The following is a 19,070-nucleotide window of genomic DNA, read 5'->3' on the forward strand; positions in this document are numbered from 1 at the left end:
ATAAAAAATCCACTAAATTGTCCAAGCAATTCTCTATCATCTTTCATCTATTAATATAGCAGTTAATGAAAGAAGGAGTATTTATTATGTCTCTACGAAAGGCAAAACGAATTATTAAAAGTGGAATGGAATTGCTTGGTACACCATATGTTTTTGGCGCGAATTCCGGTGAGACAGACAGGTTTGATTGCAGTTCCTTTGTTCAATATGTATATGGTGCACATGGTATTATTTTGCCGAGAACTTCCCGACAACAGTATCTTCTTGGCAAAACTGTTCCACTCTCTTCTGTCAGGCGCGGCGATCTTCTGTTCTTCACCACTCCCAAACGTGCAAAATTAAAAGGAATTAACAAAATTGGTCATGTTGCAATCTTCATTGGGAATAATTCCATCTTACACACATCCAGGGTGGAAAAGAAAGTGGCAATCGCCTCTTTGGATCCTTATTGGAGAACAAAACTGGTAGGCGTAAGACGTATGGTGGGGAATGCTAAGTGAAATTGAGTATTCAAAAAAGGCCAAAGCATAAATTGCTTGGCCTCTCTATGTTTCTATTCCATATTCTCCCGCTTCTCTGATAGAATTTTCATCTGATCATTCTCGAGTCCCAATTCAAAGGTAACCTTAAATTTCTTGTAAGATACTCCTTTTTCAGAACGCTCCTGGGCAGTAATGACAGTCACAACTTCCACGTTGTTGCCATTCTGCTTAGAAAGCAAATCATCTACTTCAATGGTTAAGAAATCCAAATACCCTGAACGAAAATCCTCATACGCCGTTTTAGATTGCCAGTTGCTTCCTAGCAACGAGTAGGCTGTCACATAGTCTCGATAGTTAATACTTTCGTAAAAATAATTGACGAGGTATTCTGCGATATCGACATTAGTTGATGTTTCTCCAACACTATTGCCGGTTGTGTTAGCTCCAATCCTTGGCAGTGATTCCATTGGAGACTCTGACCAGCTTTCTACCATAGGCATGACATTAATTAAGGGGATACTGAAGCCAATTACGCCTTGATCCATCGTAGCGGAGTTGATTCCTACCACTTCCCCTGTTTTTGTGTCAATGAGCGGCCCCCCACTATTTCCAGGTGCAATTGGTGCGGAAATTTGAAAAACATCCTCATATTTGAACGAGTCAATTTCAAACTCCCGGCCGACCCCACTAATAATCCCTGTTGTGACTGTATTTTGCAGACCTAAAGGACTTCCCAAGGCGATAACATCATCGCCTAGTTCTGCTTTTCTAGTTTCTGCAAGCTTGAATGGTGTGGTCCCTTCAAGCTCAGGCACGCGTACTACAGCAATATCCGTGTCTATACTGATCCCAATTACTTCCCCTGTCAGTTCTTTAGAATCAGCAGAAGTTACTTTCACATCTTTTGCATTCGCTACGACATGGGCATTGGTAATGACATCGCCTTTATTGTTGTATAGGAATCCTGATCCAAACGATCCGTCGGGTAACTCAATTTTCACAACCAACTTTTGAGATTCAAATATTATTTCCTTTAATGCCTGTGGGACATTCTCTTTTTCTACTATTTCCGACTCTAGATATAATTTAGACGGAGCCGTTAGTTGAGCGGGGACCGTATTTTTTATATGAAAATACCCTAGTATCCCCCCACTAATTAATATTATCGTCATGATGATACTGATGAACCATCTTACATTCATTCCTACACCTTCTTTGTGTTTGGCTGTTCCTGTAATTTTTTACTCTTCTACAACCCATGTGATGTTCTCTATTTCCACTGTCACATCTTCAAATACACCATAATAATAGTCTTCAAATTTTCCTTTTTTACCTGGCTCCAATTTGAACGGGTAAACGGTAGTAAAGCCTGTGTCTAATACATTTTTATCTTTGCTTAAAATATTATAATAGACGGTAATGGAGGACACGGTTGCTGACACGATATTCTTTACTTCTCCAGTGACGGTCATCCCTCCGACTTCATCCTCTTCTGCCTTAAAGTCGACAATTTCCAGGGCTGCGTTTTTATTTTTTAAATCTTCTTTCGCTGCAGCTTCCATAGCCTTTTCTATTCGATCAAATTCCGCCTGTTCAAACTCTTGACGGGACTGCTCAATTTTTTCCTTCAAAGATAGAAGTCTCTTGTCATTCACCGCATATTGAAGGCCTCTGTCCACTAGAGTCATCGCGTTGGTAAATTGCTTTTGCTCCATTTTCTGTTCAGCATCCTCCACAGTAAGCTGTACGATACGATTTAAAATCTGCTCTTTTACAGCCTTCCCTTCTTCTGAGGGGATGGAAGAAATGACGGCAAGCTTTCTTGAAAGTTCATCCACCGTTTTTAGCTGGTCGAGTTCATTATTTATTTTTCCGACCTTAATCATTACATCCTTTTCAGATACATTTTCTTTTAATGGCTGAATCAATGGTCCATCCAATCTAGTAATTTTCTCGCGGAGCCTTGTCAGGTTTATTTCGGCATCCTCAAAATTCTTTGTTTTGATTTGCTCCCTTACTTCCTCTAACTCTCCGTTAACCTCTTCCGCTATTTTCACCACTTCCAGGTTATTTCTTAACACATGATAAGATGGTCTCAATGCCATGGCACTTGCCAACTCGCTCTTTGCCTTGTCATATTCCCCTTGCAGGGCCAAGTCTTCTGCTTCTTTTTTTATAGCAAGCACTTCTGCGTTGACACTTTGTTCATGATTGTAATACCACCCAATGATTCCAGCAATCACCACTAAACTAATAATGGGAGGTAAAAAAGGCATATATGTAAAACGCTTTTTCTTATTTTTCCCTCTACCTTCTAACCATTGCTCTTCATTATGTTCCAGGTCATCCTTCAAATTCGCTCCACAATTAAAGCAAAAATTTGCATCGGACGTTACTTTCCTACCATATTTGTGACAAAACATTCTATTTTAAGCCTCCATCAATCTATGTAATTAAACTCTCATTGTTATTACACCATTCTACAATAGATTGCTAGATAATTGTCAAATGAGGACGGCATTTCTGGAGAAAAAAGGTAGAAACTTTTTCCTTTTTTGTATTTTCATCAAGGATTTCCTCGTTTTTTAGCGAATGGTTAATGTGGAGAAGTTATCGAGGGAGGTACTTTAATGAGTGTACAAACAGATCCTGTAAAAGCATTTATAGACAATCCATATGAAATGTTCAAACAAGCACATGATATCAACCCTATTCAGTGGGTTTCATTCTTTAATGTGAATGGATGGTTGATAACTGGATACAAGGAAGTAGAGTCCGTTTTAAAAGATTCAAGGTTTATTAAAGAAATAAGAAACATTGTGCCGGATGAGCAAATGCCACCTATCCCACAAACATTACTGCCAGTTGTAATGCTCAATCGGAACATGATGCTTTTCCGAGATGCACCAAACCATACCAGGCTCCGTGGGCTGGTCAATAAAGCTTTTACTCCAAGGATGACCGAGCGCCTGCGACCAACTATTGTAGAGATGGCAAACTACCTTTTGGATGCAAGAAAAGGCAAGGTGGAACATGAACTTATTCGTGACTTTGCGTATTCCCTACCCGTCATGGTCATCACAGAGTTAATCGGAGTACCAAAAGAGGATCGCGAGCGATTCCGCGTCTGGTCTGATTCCTTCGTTAAATTCATTGATTTTAATACAACTCAAGCTGATTTAGAAGAGGTTGCCCCATACCTAGAGGAGGCAGACCGTTACATGCGTAACCTAATTGCAGCAAAACGTGTGAACCCAGGAGAAGATTTATTGAGCGGACTCATTGCTGTTTCCGACTCTGGTGACAAATTAAACGAAGATGAACTTGTAGCGACTTGTTTGTTACTATTAATAGCTGGCCATGAAACAACCGTAAATCTAATTACAAACGGCTACCATCTTTTACTTACGCACCAAGACGAAATGAAAAAGCTTTTAGAAGATCCCTCCTTGATTGGAAATGCGGTAGAAGAGGTTCTGCGTTATGATCCACCGGTCCTGCTTACCTCAAGATGGGTCGGCGAGGATATGGAATTTGGTGGACAACAACTTAAAAAGGCACAGACGGCACTTATTGCTCTAGGTGCAGCAAACCGTGACCCTAACATTCATGAGAATCCTGATGTTTTTAATGTATCGAGAGAAAATGTGAAGCACCTTTCCTTCGCATCCGGACCTCATTTTTGCTTAGGAGCCCCACTCGCAAGACTAGAAGCTGTTATAGCATTGGAGGTACTTCTCCAACGTGTACATGATGTTGAAATACTTGAAGAACCGGTTAGAAGAAATAATATTGTATTTCGCGGCTTTGAGGAGTTGAAGTTTAGAGGGAGAGTGAAGTAGTTTTCTGTTTAGGAGGTCGGCAGTCTCTTGGTTGGGACTGCCGACTTTAGATTTACAAGGATTCTCACTATCCTACAAACAACAAAAACCATCCCTCTAAGGAATGGTTCTCGCAAAAACATCTATAATTATTTTTTCTTACCTTGTTTCTTTAAACCAGGTTTCTTCGGTTTAACCTTCTCTCCGGTTTTGGAAGAACCGCTGACAACTCCAGCTTTGGCACTTGTCTTCTGTTGTCCAAAAGATCCCTTCGTGCCAGCTGCCTTCTTCTTCCCAACAGATCCTTTCGTACTTCCAACTTTGCCTCGTCCCCCACCAGAACCAGACTTTCCTGACTTCAGCTGGTCTTCAACTACAAGCTTCCCGCCGAACACCACTCTCTTTTCAAGTGTCAAGCCAAGCTCACGTGCGAACTGTTTTAGTCTCCGCTCTTCACGTTCACTAACAATGGAAATAACAGTCCCTTCTGCTCCTTGGCGGCCTGTTCTTCCGGAACGATGCACATAACTTTCCACTTCTTCTGGTAGGTCGTAATGGATAACATGGCTCAATTCCTTAATATCCAGTCCACGTGCTGCCACATCTGTCGCAAGGAGAACAGGATACTCATCTTTTCTGAAGTTTTTCATGGCATTCTCACGCTCCTGTTTGGAGGATTCAGAATGCAAGAATCCGACATTTAACTGTTTATAAATGAGTTTTTCCGTTAATACGGCAAGGTTTCCGATATCACGTACAAATGCCAATGCTTTAATTCCGGGCTCTCGAAGCAAATTAGCCAGGACATTCGCTTTATCTCGCTGATCTACCACTGTGTACAAATGCTCTACTCGAGCTGGTGGCAAGTCCGCCTTGGTAACCTTGATAACTAGAGGTTCCTTCAACAAGTCCACTGCCTGCTTTTCAGTGTCCTCTTTTAATGTCGCCGAGAACAATAGTAGCTGCCTTTCTTGCATGGAAGACTTAATGATGTTTTCTATGGTCTTCTTATGTTCGGGTACAAACAGTTGATCGGCTTCATCCATAACAATAGTTTTCACTTCATGCATCTTAATTTTTTTCATCTGAATTAACTCTTGCAGTCGGCCAGGTGTTCCGACGAGGATGTGCGGTCGTTTTTTCAGTTTTTCAATTTGGCGTTTCACATTGGCTCCACCGATGAAGGATGCGCCAGTAATTTCGCTACCTTCTGTCCATTTTTGGATCTGTTCTAATATCTGCATGGCAAGTTCCTTGGACGGTGCCACGATGAGCGCCTGTGGATGCTGTTTAGATAACTCAATACGCTCAATGATAGGCAATAAGTATGCTAACGTTTTACCAGTACCTGTCGGTGACTCGACAAGAAGGTCTTTTCCTTCAAGAATGACTGGGATTGCCTGCTCTTGAACAGGAGTTGCAGAAACAAATTCACTATTTTCCCAATTGTTTTGTATAAAAGGTTGTAATGTATTAATAAAAGTTGTAGACATTTTTTTCTCCTTTATGACCCTCATATGGGGTTTTACGCTATTCTCCATTCTACCCTTTTTCTCTAGAGGTTCCAATAGAAATATCGTTGTCATTTCCGCTAAAAAGATACATGTTTTTCCTCACTTTTGGAAAAATTATGTATATCTTTATACGTTAGAGGAGGAATTACATAATGGAGCAACATTACTTTACCGAACTTCCGAAAGGACCTGAGGCATATTGGAGGGATTCTGCCCCCCTTCCCTCTTTTCCTACATTAAATGAAAATAAAAAAACGAATGTTTGTATAGTTGGAGGCGGCATTACCGGAATAACGACAGCCTATCAACTCGCTCAAGAAGGACTTAAGGTCATTCTTATTGATGCGGATCAAATTCTAAACGGAACAACCGGACACACAACAGCGAAAGTGACCGCTCAACACGGTTTGATTTACGATGAGCTCCTTCAGCACTTAGGACAGGAAAAAGCAAAACTCTATTACCAGGCAAATCAAGAAGGGCTTCATTTCATCAAAGACCTTGTGGAACTTAAACGTATTCAATGTGATTTTAGCGAACAGAATGCCTATATTTATTCTCAAACGGAGCAGGATGATCAAAAAGTAATAAAAGAGTTCGAGGCCTATCAGAAGCTAGGAATCGACGGCGATATAGCTTCTGACATTCCTTTTTCAATTGATACTAAATCTGTTGTCGTCATGAAGAACCAGGCACAGTTTCACCCGCTTCAATATTTGAAGGTGTTAGTAGATGGCATTGTAGAAAAAGGCGGAGAAATTTATGAGCATACAGTAGCGACAGATGTGGAGGATTCACGCGGATTATCGGTTGTAACGAAGAGTGGAGCCAAAATTGAGTGTGACTATATTGTTGCTGGCTCTCATTTTCCGTTTTACGATGGCAATGGTTTCTTTTTTACAAGAATGTATGCGGAACGTTCCTATGTGCTTGCTGCAAAAACAGAAAAAGAACCACCGGAGGGCATGTATTACAGCGCCGGTCAGCCATCAAGGTCTTTACGTTATGTGACGATTAATGGGGAAAAGGTTGCCTTGATTGGAGGAGACGGCCATAGGACAGGTCAAGGAAAAGACACGTTAAAACACTACGAAGCATTGAAAAGTTTCGGAGAGGAAGTGCTTGGGATCAAGGAAATTCTGTATCGATGGTCTGCACAGGATTTGTATACGTTAGACAAGGTCCCTTATATCGGCCGGATCACATCTGGGCATCCAAATATCTTAATTGCCACAGGCTATAGGAAATGGGGAATGACTAACGGAACGGCGGCGGCACTGCTCCTACAGGATTTAATCCTTGGGAGAAAGAACGCATACGAAAACCTGTTCTCACCATCTCGGTTTGTTGCAGACCCGAGCCTGAAAAAGTTCATCAGCTCTAACATGAATGTTGCTGGACACCTCATTGAAGGCAAGCTTGATCGCCCTTCCAAAAAGCCCGAAGATCTTGGACTTGATGAAGGCGGAGTCGTGATGATCAACGGTCGCCGTGCAGGAGCTTACAAGGACGATAAAGGAGAAGTGCACTGCGTTGACACGACCTGTACGCATCTTGGCTGTGAAGTGGAATGGAACCATGGCGACAGAAGCTGGGATTGCCCTTGCCATGGCTCACGCTTCTCCATACACGGGGATGTATTGGAAGGGCCAGCTGATAAACCGCTAGAGAAGCTGTAAGAAAAGTCAGCTATAAGCAAAAAGAAAGAGACTGTCAGATTAATGGACAGTCTTTTTTCTATTTACCCAACAATCGATTCCTTCCTCACCAGTTCCTCCTGCCTAGCTGGCGGAAAAGAAATCTTTACCTCCGTGCCTCTTCCCAGTTCGCTCGAATATTCAACCTTTCCGTTCATCGTATTTATGATTCGCATCGAAACAGTGGTGCCAAGACCTGTCCCTTTATCCTTAGTCGTATAAAATAAAGTTCCTATGCGAGACACTTGTTCCTTGGTCATCCCTTTCCCTGTATCCTTAACGAGGATCTGAATGCCTGATGCATTGGAAAACAACTTGATATAGACTCTGCCATCTTGAGGAGTAGCTTCAATGGCGTTTTTTAATATGTTGACAAGTGCTTGTTTAAACTGGTTTTTATCTGTTTCCATATAAACATTCTTCTCCAGATAACTTTCAAGATGAATACCTTCTTTTACCGCTAATGGATTTAACAGCATTTTTACATCATGCAATAATTCTCCTAAATCCACTTTTTCAATTTTTTTGAACTCAGGTTTGGCAAAATTAAGGTAATCATTTATGATGGATTCTGCTCTTGCCAATTCACTTAAAATGAGTCCAATATATTGATAATTCTTTCCCTTATCCTCTCTGTGCATGAGCTGGAGAAACCCTTTCACAACAGTTAACGGATTTCTTACCTCATGGGCAATGGACGCAGCTAATTCACCTAATGTATTTAACTTTTCCGCACGCCTGATTTCCTGTCTCATCAATTCTCGCTCAAGCACCGCTTCATGTAAGGTGGATGCGAAACCAACACCTACTACTTGAATCAGTCCAAATAGCAAAATGTATAATAGTAGATTTGGTCCATCATTTACATTTGGTGAACTGACCAGATAAGCTATTAATATTGCTAGCATGACAAAGTTTGGCCATAGCCCTACAAGCACAGCATAACCAATTCTTTTTTTCTTCGTTTGCACTTTATTAAATCGCCTTAGCATCAAGAAAGGAATGGCTGCTGCTACAAGACCGCTAACATAGCCAAATGCCAAAGCATCTCCTCCAAGGTATGTTCTTGTCCCAAGAATGGCAGTGAGCACGATAACCCCGGCCTTTGGTCCGCCATAAAGGATGGCTAGCACCAACGGTATGTATCTCAAGTCCCAATAAAGGCCATAATCATAGAAAGCAAAAAGTAAACATAGACTCGCAGAAAGCCCCTGTAAGATTCCTATAAAATATGGCGATTGACCAAACCTTTTATTTTCGGAAACAACATAATAAATCAGCACCGGTGCTAAAATAATCAATACATGTAAAAGTAGTTTTTCCGCCAACATACAAGCTCGCTCCCAACCATATTCTTAAAATAATATTGTATAGTTATGTTTCGACAACATCAGAGAAAACCCTTGTACAATCCGTCAAAAAATGTAACAATTCTACCACTTTCCATCTCTTCAAACCTAATTTTCAACATTTCAGCCTAAAAACTTCTGCCATGAATAAATTAATAGTAAAATTATACTATATATTACATGGGGGGATTTACGTGCATTGTACGGATTGTGGGGTACCTTACAATATTGGACATACAGGAGTTTTTTTCATAAAAAGAAGGGATATACAAGAGGAACACCTTTATGAATCGCTTGAAGATTTAGAGCAGCTCCTTCTGGAAATGGATAACCAAAACGATAAATCAGAAATCTTGGTGAAAACTTCTTCGCAGAGAGGCTTTTATCCACCAGGTCAATTGTTGAAATTGGTGAAGAACCATGACCTATTGGAATTGATTGCATCCAATTCCTTCACCACACACTTTCAACCAATAATAGATTTACAGAACAACGATGAAATATTTGCATACGAGTGCTTGTTACGCCCACACTGGAAGGGGCAGTCTGTTCCACCATTTAAGCTATTTGATTTTGCCCGTAATACGAATCTACATAACTATTTAGATCAAAAGGCTCGCGAAAGCTCCATTGTTTCAGGAAGTAAGCTACAGATTCCTTCCCACGTGAAATTATTTATAAATTTCCTGCCATCATCCATTTACAATCCGGAGTATTGCCTGCAGCATACATTCAAAATTGTACGAGAAAATAACATTTCACCGAATCAACTCGTTTTTGAAGTGGTAGAATCAGAAAAAATTCATGATATCGACCATTTAGAATCCATTTTTAAGACATATAAGAAATCTGGAATGCAAGTGGCACTAGATGATGTCGGTGCAGGATATTCGACTTTAGAAGTACTCGAAAAGCTGCAGCCCGACTTTGTCAAGATAGACCGTGACTATATATCTCATTGTGATACGATACTCAAAAAACAACTATTCTTAACAAGCGTCCTAAATGTTGCCACCAAACTGAATATCAAAGTGTTGGCAGAAGGAATAGAAAGAATAGAAGAACTCCAATTTTGCAGAGATATAGGAATTCATTATGCACAAGGGTATTTTATCGGTAAACCCAGCCCTGAATTAGCAAAGCAATTCATAAAAATGTAAAAGCCCTCCGCACTAATTTTAGTGCAGAGGGCTTTAAACTATCTATGATCAGGATGCCTTCTCATCATTCTTTTTATATTCCTTTGTCCAGAACTCTGCATTTTTGATCCCTAATTTTTCAGGGTTAAATGTAGGATCCAACCCTTGCTTCCTTTGTTCATCATAATCCCTCAGCACTGCAAGGGCAGGCTTAGCAAGCAGGAGAAGTGCAATCAGATTGAGCCATACCATCAATCCAAGTCCAATATCCCCCAAATTCCATGCTACTTGAGTGGTTCTCACAACTCCAAAGTAAGTTGCAGCTAAAAGAACAACCTTTAATATGAACATTGGAATTTTATTGCTTCTTCCTCTAACCAAGTAAGCAACATTCGTTTCCGCAATATAGTAATAAGCCATGATAGTTGTAAATGCAAAGAATAACAAAGCAATTCCTACAAAACCAGCACCGAAGCCAGGTAAGACGGTCTCAACGGCAGCCTGAGTGTATTCCGCCCCTGCTTCAACTCCTGCACCAAGATTATTGACAAGGAATTGTCCCTCGTTTGCTGGATCTACCACGTTATAAGATCCTGTGAAAAGGATCATGAATGCTGTAGCCGAACAAACTAGAATTGTATCAATATAGATAGAGAAAGCTTGAACTAACCCTTGTTTAGCTGGGTGTGATACCTCAGCAGCCGCTGCTGCATGCGGTCCAGTACCTTGACCCGCTTCATTGGAGAAGATCCCACGTTTAACGCCCCATGCAATAGCTGCCCCAATAATTCCACCAAACGCAGAATCAAAGCCAAAAGCACTTCGGAAGATCAATCCGAATACTGCTGGTAACTCTGTAATATTCATAATAATGATACCAAACGCTACTAACATATACGCAATCGCCATGAAAGGAACGACAAATTGAGCAACAGACGCAATCCGTTTAACTCCACCAAAAATAATTAATCCTATGATAACAACCAGTGTAATTGCGATCACTTGCTTATTGATCCCAAAAGCATTATTCAATCCTGTCCCAATGGCGTTAGCCTGCAAACCTGGCATTAATAGACTCATTGCCAAAAGTGCAGCAGATGCGAAGACAATTCCATACCATTTCCAGCCAATACCTTTTTCTATGTAATAAGCTGGACCCCCACGATATTCTCCATCTTGCTTTGATTTGTAGACTTGAGCAAGAGCGGATTCAACAAAAGCACTCGCCGCTCCTATAAAAGCGATGGTCCACATCCAAAATACCGCACCAGGTCCCCCCATGGCAATGGCAGTTGCTGTACCAGCAATGTTTCCGGTTCCTACACGTCCTGATAATGAAATGGATAATGCCTGAAAGGAAGAAACCCCTGCCTTAGACGATTTACCGGAGAATATCTGTTTCACCATATCCCCGAATAACCTTACTTGTACAAACTTTGTCAAAATGGTAAATAACAATCCGACTCCCAAACAGAAAACAATCATAGGTGTGCTCCAAAGAAGACTTACTAAACCACCAATCGGATCTTGCATAAATGCATCCAAATTGTAATCCCCCTTTAACTTATTTGTAATATTTAGAATTTTCATTCTGTACAGCATTATAAATCATATTCGGGAAATAGACAATACATGTCTTATGCAATAAATGCGCCATTAAGACAAAAACCTTTATAGGACGACGTATTTCCCGGGGAAAATTAAATGAATTTTTTATTAATTGTAGAACTTGAGCGAAAAAGCACCTGTACGTTCATAGAAAGCTATCATGAACGTACAGGTGCAATAAATATTCCTTATTACCCTACTTCCTTCTTCAACTGACTAGTAAACAAATCATAGTAAAACCCTTCTTCTGTCAACAATTCACTGTGGGACCCTTTTTCAATGATTTCCCCTTCTTTCAGTACCAGAATCTGATCGGCACTTTGAATGGTATTCAACCGATGGGCGATAACAAAGCTAGTTCTTCCCTCCATCAAGCGTTGCAGGGCTTCCTGGATTTTCATCTCAGTAATTGTATCGATACTACTTGTTGCTTCATCAAGTATTAAGATGGTAGGATTCGCTAATACTGCACGCGCAATGGACAATAATTGTTTTTGTCCTTGACTAATTCCGCTTCCATCCTGCTTCAGCTTGAAATCATATCCACCAGGTAATTTTCTGATAAAGGAATGTGCATTGGCCATTTTTGCTGCTTCCTCCACTTCCGTGTCCGTAGCATCCAGTCTTCCGTAGCGGATATTTTCTCGAACCGTTCCTTCAAAAAGAAACGAATCCTGTAAAACAAAGGCCATATGTTTTCGTAAATTCGAACGTTTAATTCTATTGATGGGGTGCCCATCCAATAGTATACTGCCACTATCGAGGTCATAGAATCTCGATATCAAATTGATGACCGTTGTCTTACCGGCACCCGTCGGACCAACAAACGCTACTGTATCCCCTGCGTCAACATGAAAACTTATGTTGCGAATAGTCATGTCATCGTCCTCATATGAGAAGGAAGCATCACGAAACTCTACTTCACCTCTTACTGTTACGAGTTCTATTGCCTCGGTTTCATCACTTTCTTCCTCTTCTTCATCAAGCACATCAAACACCCGCTCTGCCCCTGCTACAGCAGACAACAATGTATTAAACTGGTTGGCGAGGTCGTTTAACGGACGCGTGAATTGTCTGGAGTACTCCGCGAAAATAACGATAATTCCAATGGTTATTCCCGATTGCGTGTTTAAAGCCAGTATTCCACCAACACCTGCGATGATGGCAAAACTTAAGTTATTCAACATGTTCATAAGTTTTGGAATAAACCCGGAATAGGTCTGGGCCCAATATGCGGACTTCTTCAAATTCAAACTTTTTTCCGTAAATTCCTCCATCACCTTGTCTTCTTGGGAAAATGTTTTCACGATTCTCTGTCCTGAGATGGTTTCTTCAATATAGCCATTCAGTTCTCCAAGGTTTTTTTGCGTTTGCTTGAACAATGGGCCTGTTCGGTTTGTGATCCATCTTAAACCAAAGAACATGACTGGCACGATTATTAGTGTTATGGCTGTAAGCATTGGACTTAGATATAACATGACCGAAACAGTTCCAACCAAGGTCAAGATACTGGAGAAAATCTGAATGACAGAACTGTTTAATGTCGAACTGACATTCTCCATATCATTGGTAACACGACTCATTAATTCACCATGCTGCCTTTTATCAAAATAGGGGATCGGCAGCTTGTGTAAATGTTCAAACAACTGTGTTCTCATCTTCAAAACCGTGTTTTGCGCAATCCCGACCATCCAGTAGTTCTGTAGCCACATGGATAGAGAGTAGAAAATATAAATGAAAACAAGTCCTATTAGGACATTTAATAGTCCTGAAGTGTTTTGTTCCACTACATAATTATCAATGGCCATTCCGACAATAAAAGGACCTAAAAGCCCTAGGGCAGAGCTAGCAACCACCATGAGCATAACGAGTATCAATAAACCCTTATTTTCCCCTAAGTATCTCCAAACCCGTTTAATGGTTCCCTTCCAATCCTTTGCTTTCGGCTTAGGATTTGCTTTACTTGCAACGGCGGCACTGCTACTTATACGCTTAGACATGCTCTGCCACCTCCGTTCCAAACTGCGACTGATATATTTTCATGTAAAGTTCTGAAGTTGCCATAAGCTTCTCATGGCTTCCCTCTTCCAGTAACCTTCCGTCTTCAATCAGTAAGATTTTATCTGCTTCCATGGCCGTGCTTACCTTTTGTGTCACAATGAACATCGTGCATTGATATTTTCTAATGGCCGCAAGCAGCTTTGCTTCTGTTTTTAGATCAAGTGCACTTGTACTGTCATCGAGCATGAGAATCTTCGGTTTCCTCACAAGAGCCCTTGCGATGGAAAGGCGTTGTTTTTGGCCACCGGAGAGATTGACCCCTTTTTGCCCAAGTACCGTCTCATACTTTTTGGGCAAGCGATCAATGGTTTCATGAATCTGTGCATCCTTCGCCACCTGAATGATTTCTTCTAATGTAGCATCCTCTTTTCCCCATGCGATATTTTCTTTAACCGTACCTGAAAAAAGGAGCGCTTCCTGTGGCACATAACCAATTTGTTTTCTTAGCTTTTTCAGGGACAAATCGGTGAGGTCTTTTCCGTCTACTCTTATGACTCCTTTATCCACATCGTAAAGCCTAGGAATCAATTGGAATAAGGATGATTTCCCTGCACCTGTAGCTCCCATAATGGCAATAGTCGATCCTGCATCAGCACGGAAGCTGATATCCTCTAAAACGGGAATGTCTGTATTGGGATAACGAAACGATACCGATTCAAATTCGATCTCTCCATTAAGGAATGTTGCTTCCTTATCCACATCTACCTTATCCAGTAGGTCAATTTCTTCCTCCAACACGTCCGTTATCCGGTGAGCAGAGGCTTTTGCTCGGGCAAATGCCATGATGATAAAAGAAAAGATGGATAGTGCACCGGTGATTCTGGTCGCATAGTTGACAATTGCTACCACTTCCCCAACCTGTGCTCCCCCGTTTGTGACGCCGATTGTACCAAACCAAAGGACAGCAAGGATGCTTCCGTTCATGATTAGAAGGAGAATCGGCATCGTAATCTCCATCAGTCTAAGTGCAGATACCGTCTGATCCTTCAATTCCTCGCTTGCACGTCCGAATCGATTGATTTCATGCTTTTTACGGAGGAAAGCTTTAATTAAGCGGATGCCCCCAAGGTTTTCCCGCATGACATTATTCAGGCCATCCAGTTTTTCCTGTACAGCTTTGAACAGCGCACCACCTTTTTTCATCACCCATACAAGGAAAAGAAAAAGAACCGGTACTCCGATGACAAGAAAAATAGCTAGCTGCCAATTTACAATCAAAGCCATAATCACGCCACCCACTACAAGAAGCGGTGCACGGAGCATGATTCGCAAGCTCATAAAGACTGTATTTTGAATTTGGGTCACATCGTTTGTCATTCGTGTGATGAGGGAGGAAGTCGGAAACAAGCTGAAATTCGCAAACGAAAACGACTGTATTTTTCCAAATAACCCTCTTCTAATGTCAAATCCGAAACTTTGGCTGACATGGGCGGCAAAAAAGGAGTTAGTAACCCCTGCAGCAAAGGCGATAAAGGAGAACAGCACCATGATGCCTCCCCATTTCATCACCGCATCCAAGTCGCCTGTCAGAATTCCCTCATCAATTATTTTGGCCATTAGAAGTGGATGCAAGAGCTCCACAACGAGTTCCGTCAGCATTAGGAGCAAGGCGATTGCTACGGCCAGCCTATACGGTTTTAAGTATGAAAAAATTCTCCCCATAATACGTAATCCTCCAAACCTTTCACTCTGTTTAGTCTGCGTTGAAATGAGTAAATCTATTTTAAACGCATGTGGTACTTCGTTTAGCGAAACGAATATCTTGAAATTTATATATTATCTTATTATCATACCTTTATTACTATGTTTTTTAAATAGTTTGAATTATTATTATTGGTAGGATGTTGAAAAAAGTTAACTGATTATTCTTCCTGTGGATTTTCGTTTTAGGTGTTCGCTTATCCAGGGGACGGTGCTTGAGGCTCTGAAAAAGTCTTTGATTGTAGCAATTGTTTAGACGCCGCTGTGGATTTCCACAAATGGCTTCGCTTTCCTAGGGGCTGTGCTTGAGCCTCCTCGCAACGCTTCAGGGGTCTCAAGCTACAGCTATCTCCCTCAGGACAAGGAAGGCTCCGGCAGCGATACATCGCACGAAGAAAATGCGTAGCATTTTCGAGGAGTCTTCGCCTTTTGCTCCAATCCACAGCTTGAAATTACTAATTACATGATGTTCAGTTTTTCAGTTGCTTCGCTTTGCCTGCGGAGTCTCACACCTTGCACTACAATCTACAGGTGATACTGTTTACCAAGGTAATAACATTTACCCCAAATTATAAAGGAGGTTTTTTGGATGAACCACCCGAAACTCTCTGGGCTTGTGGACGATTGGTTGCCGGATGCGTCGATTGAGGAGCTGCAAGCGGCAATGGAAAATGGCAAAGTTACTTCAAAAGATTTAGTTCTCATGTATCTTCACCGTATCAGCAAATATGATAAAAACGGGCCAAAGTTGAACTCAGTTCTTGAAGTTAATCCCGATGCGGTATTTATCGCAGAAGCACTTGACTTGGAAAGAAAACAGTCCGGTGCACGCGGGCCTCTTCACGGCATACCTATTCTATTAAAAGATAATATCGATACAGGCGATATGATGCACACAAGCGCAGGTTCTCTTGCCCTGGAACATCACGTAGCAGCGGAAGATTCCGCGGTCGCAAGCCAGTTACGTAAAGCAGGAGCAGTCATCCTTGGCAAAACCAACATGACAGAATGGGCTAATTTTATGACAGAAAACATGCCAAATGGATACAGTTCCAGAGGTGGTCAGGTTCTAAATCCATATGGACCAGGACAATATGATGTTGGAGGGTCAAGTAGTGGTTCCGGTGCCGCTATCGCAGCGGGCTTAGCAGCGGCAGCCATCGGTACAGAAACTTCCGGTTCTATTTTAAGTCCTGCTAGTTCCAATTCCATTGTCGGGATCAAACCAACTGTAGGTCTCATTAGTCGCAGAGGCATCATCCCCATTTCTTTCAGTCAGGATACTGCAGGACCCATGACTAAAACAGTCAAAGATGCCGCCATCCTTTTGAGCGCATTGACAGAGGTTGATGAAAAAGATATTGCCACCAAGACTAATCCGAACCCAGGAATATCTTACACTTCCTTCCTATTAAAAGAAGGACTTCACGGGATGCGGATAGGAGTGGCCCGGGACCCTTATTTCACCTATTTCTCCGACGAGGAAGCCCTCCTTATGGAAGAAGCAATTGCTAGCCTCAGAGAGAAAGGTGCAGAAGTAATAGGCTCCATCGACATTCCTTTTGCAAAAGAAGAATGGGATTACCATACACTATTCTATGAATTCAAGCCAAGTCTCAACGCTTACTTGCGTAATACCGGTCCGTCTGTACCGATTAAGAGTTTAAAAGATTTAATTGCTTTTAACGAAAAGGATTCATCTAAAATGCTTCTGCATAAGCAGACTGTCTTGGAAGAGAGCGAAAAACACAGCGGTACATTAACCGAGGAAGAATATATCTCTAGTCGTGAAAAAGATCTTTATCGTTCTAAAGAAGGCGGATTAGATGCCGTCATGAAAGAACACAGACTTGATGCAATTCTCACACCAAACAACTTCGGCGCTGGTATTCCTGCCAAGGCTGGTTATCCTTCCATCACTGTTCCTGCAGGCTATACGAAAGAGGGGAAACCAGTTGGAGTGACATTTACCGCAAGAGCCTTTGAAGAAAGCACACTCATCCAGATTGCCTATGGCTATGAACTAGCAACTAAGCTTCGTAAAGCACCTACACTTCAAAAGACGGAGGTAAAATCATGACAACCGCTACCATCACTTCCTATCTATCAGACCATAGGAAAAGGCATTTGGAAGAGTTAAAGGACCTATTATCTATTCCAAGTGTAAGCGCCTTGCCTTCACATAATGCAGATACGTTGCGAGCTGCGGAATGGATAGCAGAGTCTTTAAGAAAGCTTGGCATGGAAAATGTTTCGTTGCATCCAACAGTAGGGCACCCCATTGTATATGGTGATTGGCTACACGCAGGAGAGGACAAGCCCACTGTTTTAATATATGGGCACTATGATGTTCAGCCCGTTGACCCCCTTCACTTATGGGATACCCCGCCTTTTGAACCCGCAATCCGAGACGAGCGCATTTATGCACGCGGTGCTAGCGATGACAAAGGGCAAGCCTTTATGCATATCAAAGCATTGGAGGCCGTTCTTGCTACGACGGGAACACTGCCATTCAACTTTAAGTTCTGCATTGAAGGGGAAGAAGAAGTCGGCAGTCCTCATTTGCCAGCATTTATTGAGGATAATAAAGAATTGCTTGCTGCTGATGTAGTGGTGGTGTCAGACACGTCAATGATTGAAGAAGACAAACCGACCATTTGCTACGGTCTGCGCGGAATGTGCGGATTCCAACTCGATGTAAAAGGCCCAAAACGTGACCTTCACTCCGGTCTTTACGGTGGAGCTGTGGCAAATCCGATCCATGCAGTGGTGGATTTGCTAAGTTCTTTCCATAACGGCGATGGCGTGGTGACAGTCGATGGTTTCTATGACAAGGTTGTCCCTTTGACGTCTGAAGAAAAAGCAGCTTTTGAGGCCATTGGTTTTGATGAAGCTGTGGTCAAAGAGGAAGTCGGTGTCCAAGAGTTCTATGGAGAAAAAGGATATAGCTTCTATGAACGTACCTGGGTTCGTCCGACACTAGAAATAAACGGCGTATACGGTGGATTTCAAGGAGATGGAATTAAAACGGTCCTTCCATCTGAAGCACATGCGAAAATAACATGCCGCCTCGTACCAGATCAAGATCCAGATGAAATACTGGCCCTATTGCAGGAGCATGTCACCATGCATAAGCCTGCTGGAGTGGAGGTTACTGTTTCCCTTTTTGATAAAGGAGCGCCGTTTGTGACACCATTCAATCACCCTGCCATTCAAGCAGCAAGTCGTGCTTTTGAAAAAATCTGGGAAGTTCCTACCACCTTTACCCGTGGTGGCGGCTCCTTGCCGATTGTTTCGACGTTGGATGAAGTGTTGCAAGCACCTATTGTGTTGATGGGCTTTGGACTGCCTTCCGACAATGTGCATGCACCTAATGAAAATTTTAAGCTGAAGAATTTTGATAAAGGTTTGCTGACACTTTGTGCGTATTGGGAGGAGTTGGCGTTAGCGTTGGATGTGGAGTGATCGTTTAGTTTGTGATGGCCAGCAATTGCAGTGAATTTGGGTTGGTTCAACACAAATTTCTAGATCATCTTATGATAAATGTCCGAAGATTTTGCGAAGTTGACCAAAGTTGGAGTTCTGTCAATAAAATAGACATTAATCTGTACTGGATTGGCGTATTTTTTCTTCCGCGCTACGTGTTCCACTTCGCTTGCACGCCTCTACTTAAAGGATCAATTAAAAATCAAATTGAT

The 19,070-nt window shown here is 41.8% G+C and carries 12 protein-coding genes and 1 pseudogene; 6 read left to right on the forward strand and 7 right to left on the reverse strand.

Annotated elements, in window-relative coordinates; all coding sequences use genetic code 11:
• Positions 1 to 86: 86 nt before the first annotated feature.
• Positions 87 to 500 carry a C40 family peptidase gene (locus HC179_RS19980; RefSeq protein WP_168865951.1) on the forward strand — a complete coding sequence of 138 codons (414 nt, stop codon included), beginning with the start codon at positions 87 to 89 and terminating at the stop codon, positions 498 to 500.
• Positions 501 to 553: 53 nt separating this feature from the next.
• Here HC179_RS19980 and HC179_RS19985 read toward each other — a convergent pair whose 3' ends face one another.
• Positions 554 to 1,684 carry a S1C family serine protease gene (locus tag HC179_RS19985; RefSeq protein ID WP_168865952.1) on the reverse strand — a complete coding sequence of 377 codons (1,131 nt, stop codon included), beginning with the start codon at positions 1,682 to 1,684 and terminating at the stop codon, positions 554 to 556.
• A gap of 39 nt (positions 1,685 to 1,723) precedes the next feature.
• A complete protein-coding gene (locus HC179_RS19990; RefSeq protein WP_168865953.1) occupies positions 1,724 to 2,905 on the reverse strand; it encodes an FxLYD domain-containing protein in 1,182 nt (393 codons plus the stop codon).
• A gap of 207 nt (positions 2,906 to 3,112) precedes the next feature.
• Here HC179_RS19990 and HC179_RS19995 point away from each other — a divergent pair, with 207 nt between their 5' ends.
• On the forward strand, positions 3,113 to 4,324 hold the full coding sequence (locus tag HC179_RS19995; RefSeq protein WP_168865954.1) for a cytochrome P450: 1,212 nt from the start codon (positions 3,113 to 3,115) through the stop codon (positions 4,322 to 4,324).
• A gap of 356 nt (positions 4,325 to 4,680) precedes the next feature.
• Here HC179_RS19995 and HC179_RS20000 read toward each other — a convergent pair.
• Positions 4,681 to 5,796: pseudogene (locus tag HC179_RS20000) on the reverse strand (DEAD/DEAH box helicase); the annotation flags it as partial.
• Between the two features lie 173 nt (positions 5,797 to 5,969).
• Between HC179_RS20000 and HC179_RS20005 the strand changes: the two are divergent.
• Entirely contained in the window at positions 5,970 to 7,496 is a 1,527-nt protein-coding gene (locus HC179_RS20005) for an FAD-dependent oxidoreductase (protein WP_168865956.1), read from the forward strand.
• Positions 7,497 to 7,558: 62 nt separating this feature from the next.
• On the opposite strand, the gene HC179_RS20010 is transcribed toward HC179_RS20005, so the two are convergent.
• Complete coding sequence (locus tag HC179_RS20010; protein ID WP_168865957.1) at positions 7,559 to 8,845, reverse strand: ATP-binding protein; 1,287 nt, start codon at positions 8,843 to 8,845, stop codon at positions 7,559 to 7,561.
• Positions 8,846 to 9,057: 212 nt separating this feature from the next.
• Here HC179_RS20010 and HC179_RS20015 point away from each other — a divergent pair, with 212 nt between their 5' ends.
• Positions 9,058 to 10,023 carry an EAL domain-containing protein gene (locus tag HC179_RS20015; RefSeq protein WP_168865958.1) on the forward strand — a complete coding sequence of 322 codons (966 nt, stop codon included), beginning with the start codon at positions 9,058 to 9,060 and terminating at the stop codon, positions 10,021 to 10,023.
• Positions 10,024 to 10,071: 48 nt separating this feature from the next.
• On the opposite strand, the gene HC179_RS20020 is transcribed toward HC179_RS20015, so the two are convergent.
• The 3 genes from HC179_RS20020 to HC179_RS20030 all read right to left on the reverse strand — a co-directional run bounded on the left by HC179_RS20020 (position 10,072) and on the right by HC179_RS20030 (position 15,333).
• Complete coding sequence (locus tag HC179_RS20020) at positions 10,072 to 11,535, reverse strand: alanine/glycine:cation symporter family protein (protein ID WP_168865969.1); 1,464 nt, start codon at positions 11,533 to 11,535, stop codon at positions 10,072 to 10,074.
• A gap of 266 nt (positions 11,536 to 11,801) precedes the next feature.
• Complete coding sequence (locus HC179_RS20025) at positions 11,802 to 13,610, reverse strand: ABC transporter ATP-binding protein (protein WP_168865959.1); 1,809 nt, start codon at positions 13,608 to 13,610, stop codon at positions 11,802 to 11,804.
• Positions 13,603 to 15,333 carry an ABC transporter ATP-binding protein gene (locus tag HC179_RS20030; RefSeq protein WP_168865960.1) on the reverse strand — a complete coding sequence of 577 codons (1,731 nt, stop codon included), beginning with the start codon at positions 15,331 to 15,333 and terminating at the stop codon, positions 13,603 to 13,605. Before HC179_RS20030 ends, HC179_RS20025 begins: the two co-directional genes overlap by 8 nt.
• 628 nt (positions 15,334 to 15,961) lie before the next feature.
• On the opposite strand from HC179_RS20030, the gene HC179_RS20035 reads away from it, so the two are divergent.
• Positions 15,962 to 17,452 (forward strand): amidase family protein, encoded by a 1,491-nt coding sequence (locus HC179_RS20035; protein ID WP_168865961.1) that lies wholly within the window; start codon positions 15,962 to 15,964, stop codon positions 17,450 to 17,452.
• The gene (locus HC179_RS20040) at positions 17,449 to 18,837 is read left to right on the forward strand and encodes a dipeptidase (protein WP_168865962.1); all 1,389 of its coding nucleotides are present in this window, start codon (positions 17,449 to 17,451) and stop codon (positions 18,835 to 18,837) included. The genes HC179_RS20035 and HC179_RS20040 overlap by 4 nt, the downstream gene beginning before the upstream one ends.
• Positions 18,838 to 19,070 lie beyond the last annotated feature (233 nt).

The organism is Bacillus sp. RO1 (assembly GCF_012524115.1).
In the GTDB taxonomy this organism is placed as follows: Bacteria; Bacillota; Bacilli; order Bacillales; family Bacillaceae_I; genus Sutcliffiella_A.

Bases quoted from the DNA above. Each gene is read 5' to 3' on its own strand.
- HC179_RS19995 (WP_168865954.1), top strand. From the start codon at position 3,113: ATGAGTGTACAAACAGATCCTGTAAAAGCATTTATAGACAATCCATAT.
- HC179_RS20035 (WP_168865961.1), top strand. From the start codon at position 15,962: ATGAACCACCCGAAACTCTCTGGGCTTGTGGACGATTGGTTGCCGGAT.
- HC179_RS20040 (WP_168865962.1), top strand. From the start codon at position 17,449: ATGACAACCGCTACCATCACTTCCTATCTATCAGACCATAGGAAAAGG.
- HC179_RS20030 (WP_168865960.1), bottom strand. From the start codon at position 15,333: ATGGGGAGAATTTTTTCATACTTAAAACCGTATAGGCTGGCCGTAGCA.
- HC179_RS19980 (WP_168865951.1), top strand. From the start codon at position 87: ATGTCTCTACGAAAGGCAAAACGAATTATTAAAAGTGGAATGGAATTG.
- HC179_RS20020 (WP_168865969.1), bottom strand. From the start codon at position 11,535: ATGCAAGATCCGATTGGTGGTTTAGTAAGTCTTCTTTGGAGCACACCT.
- HC179_RS20005 (WP_168865956.1), top strand. From the start codon at position 5,970: ATGGAGCAACATTACTTTACCGAACTTCCGAAAGGACCTGAGGCATAT.
- HC179_RS19990 (WP_168865953.1), bottom strand. From the start codon at position 2,905: ATGTTTTGTCACAAATATGGTAGGAAAGTAACGTCCGATGCAAATTTT.
- HC179_RS19985 (WP_168865952.1), bottom strand. From the start codon at position 1,684: ATGAATGTAAGATGGTTCATCAGTATCATCATGACGATAATATTAATT.
- HC179_RS20010 (WP_168865957.1), bottom strand. From the start codon at position 8,845: ATGTTGGCGGAAAAACTACTTTTACATGTATTGATTATTTTAGCACCG.
- HC179_RS20025 (WP_168865959.1), bottom strand. From the start codon at position 13,610: ATGTCTAAGCGTATAAGTAGCAGTGCCGCCGTTGCAAGTAAAGCAAAT.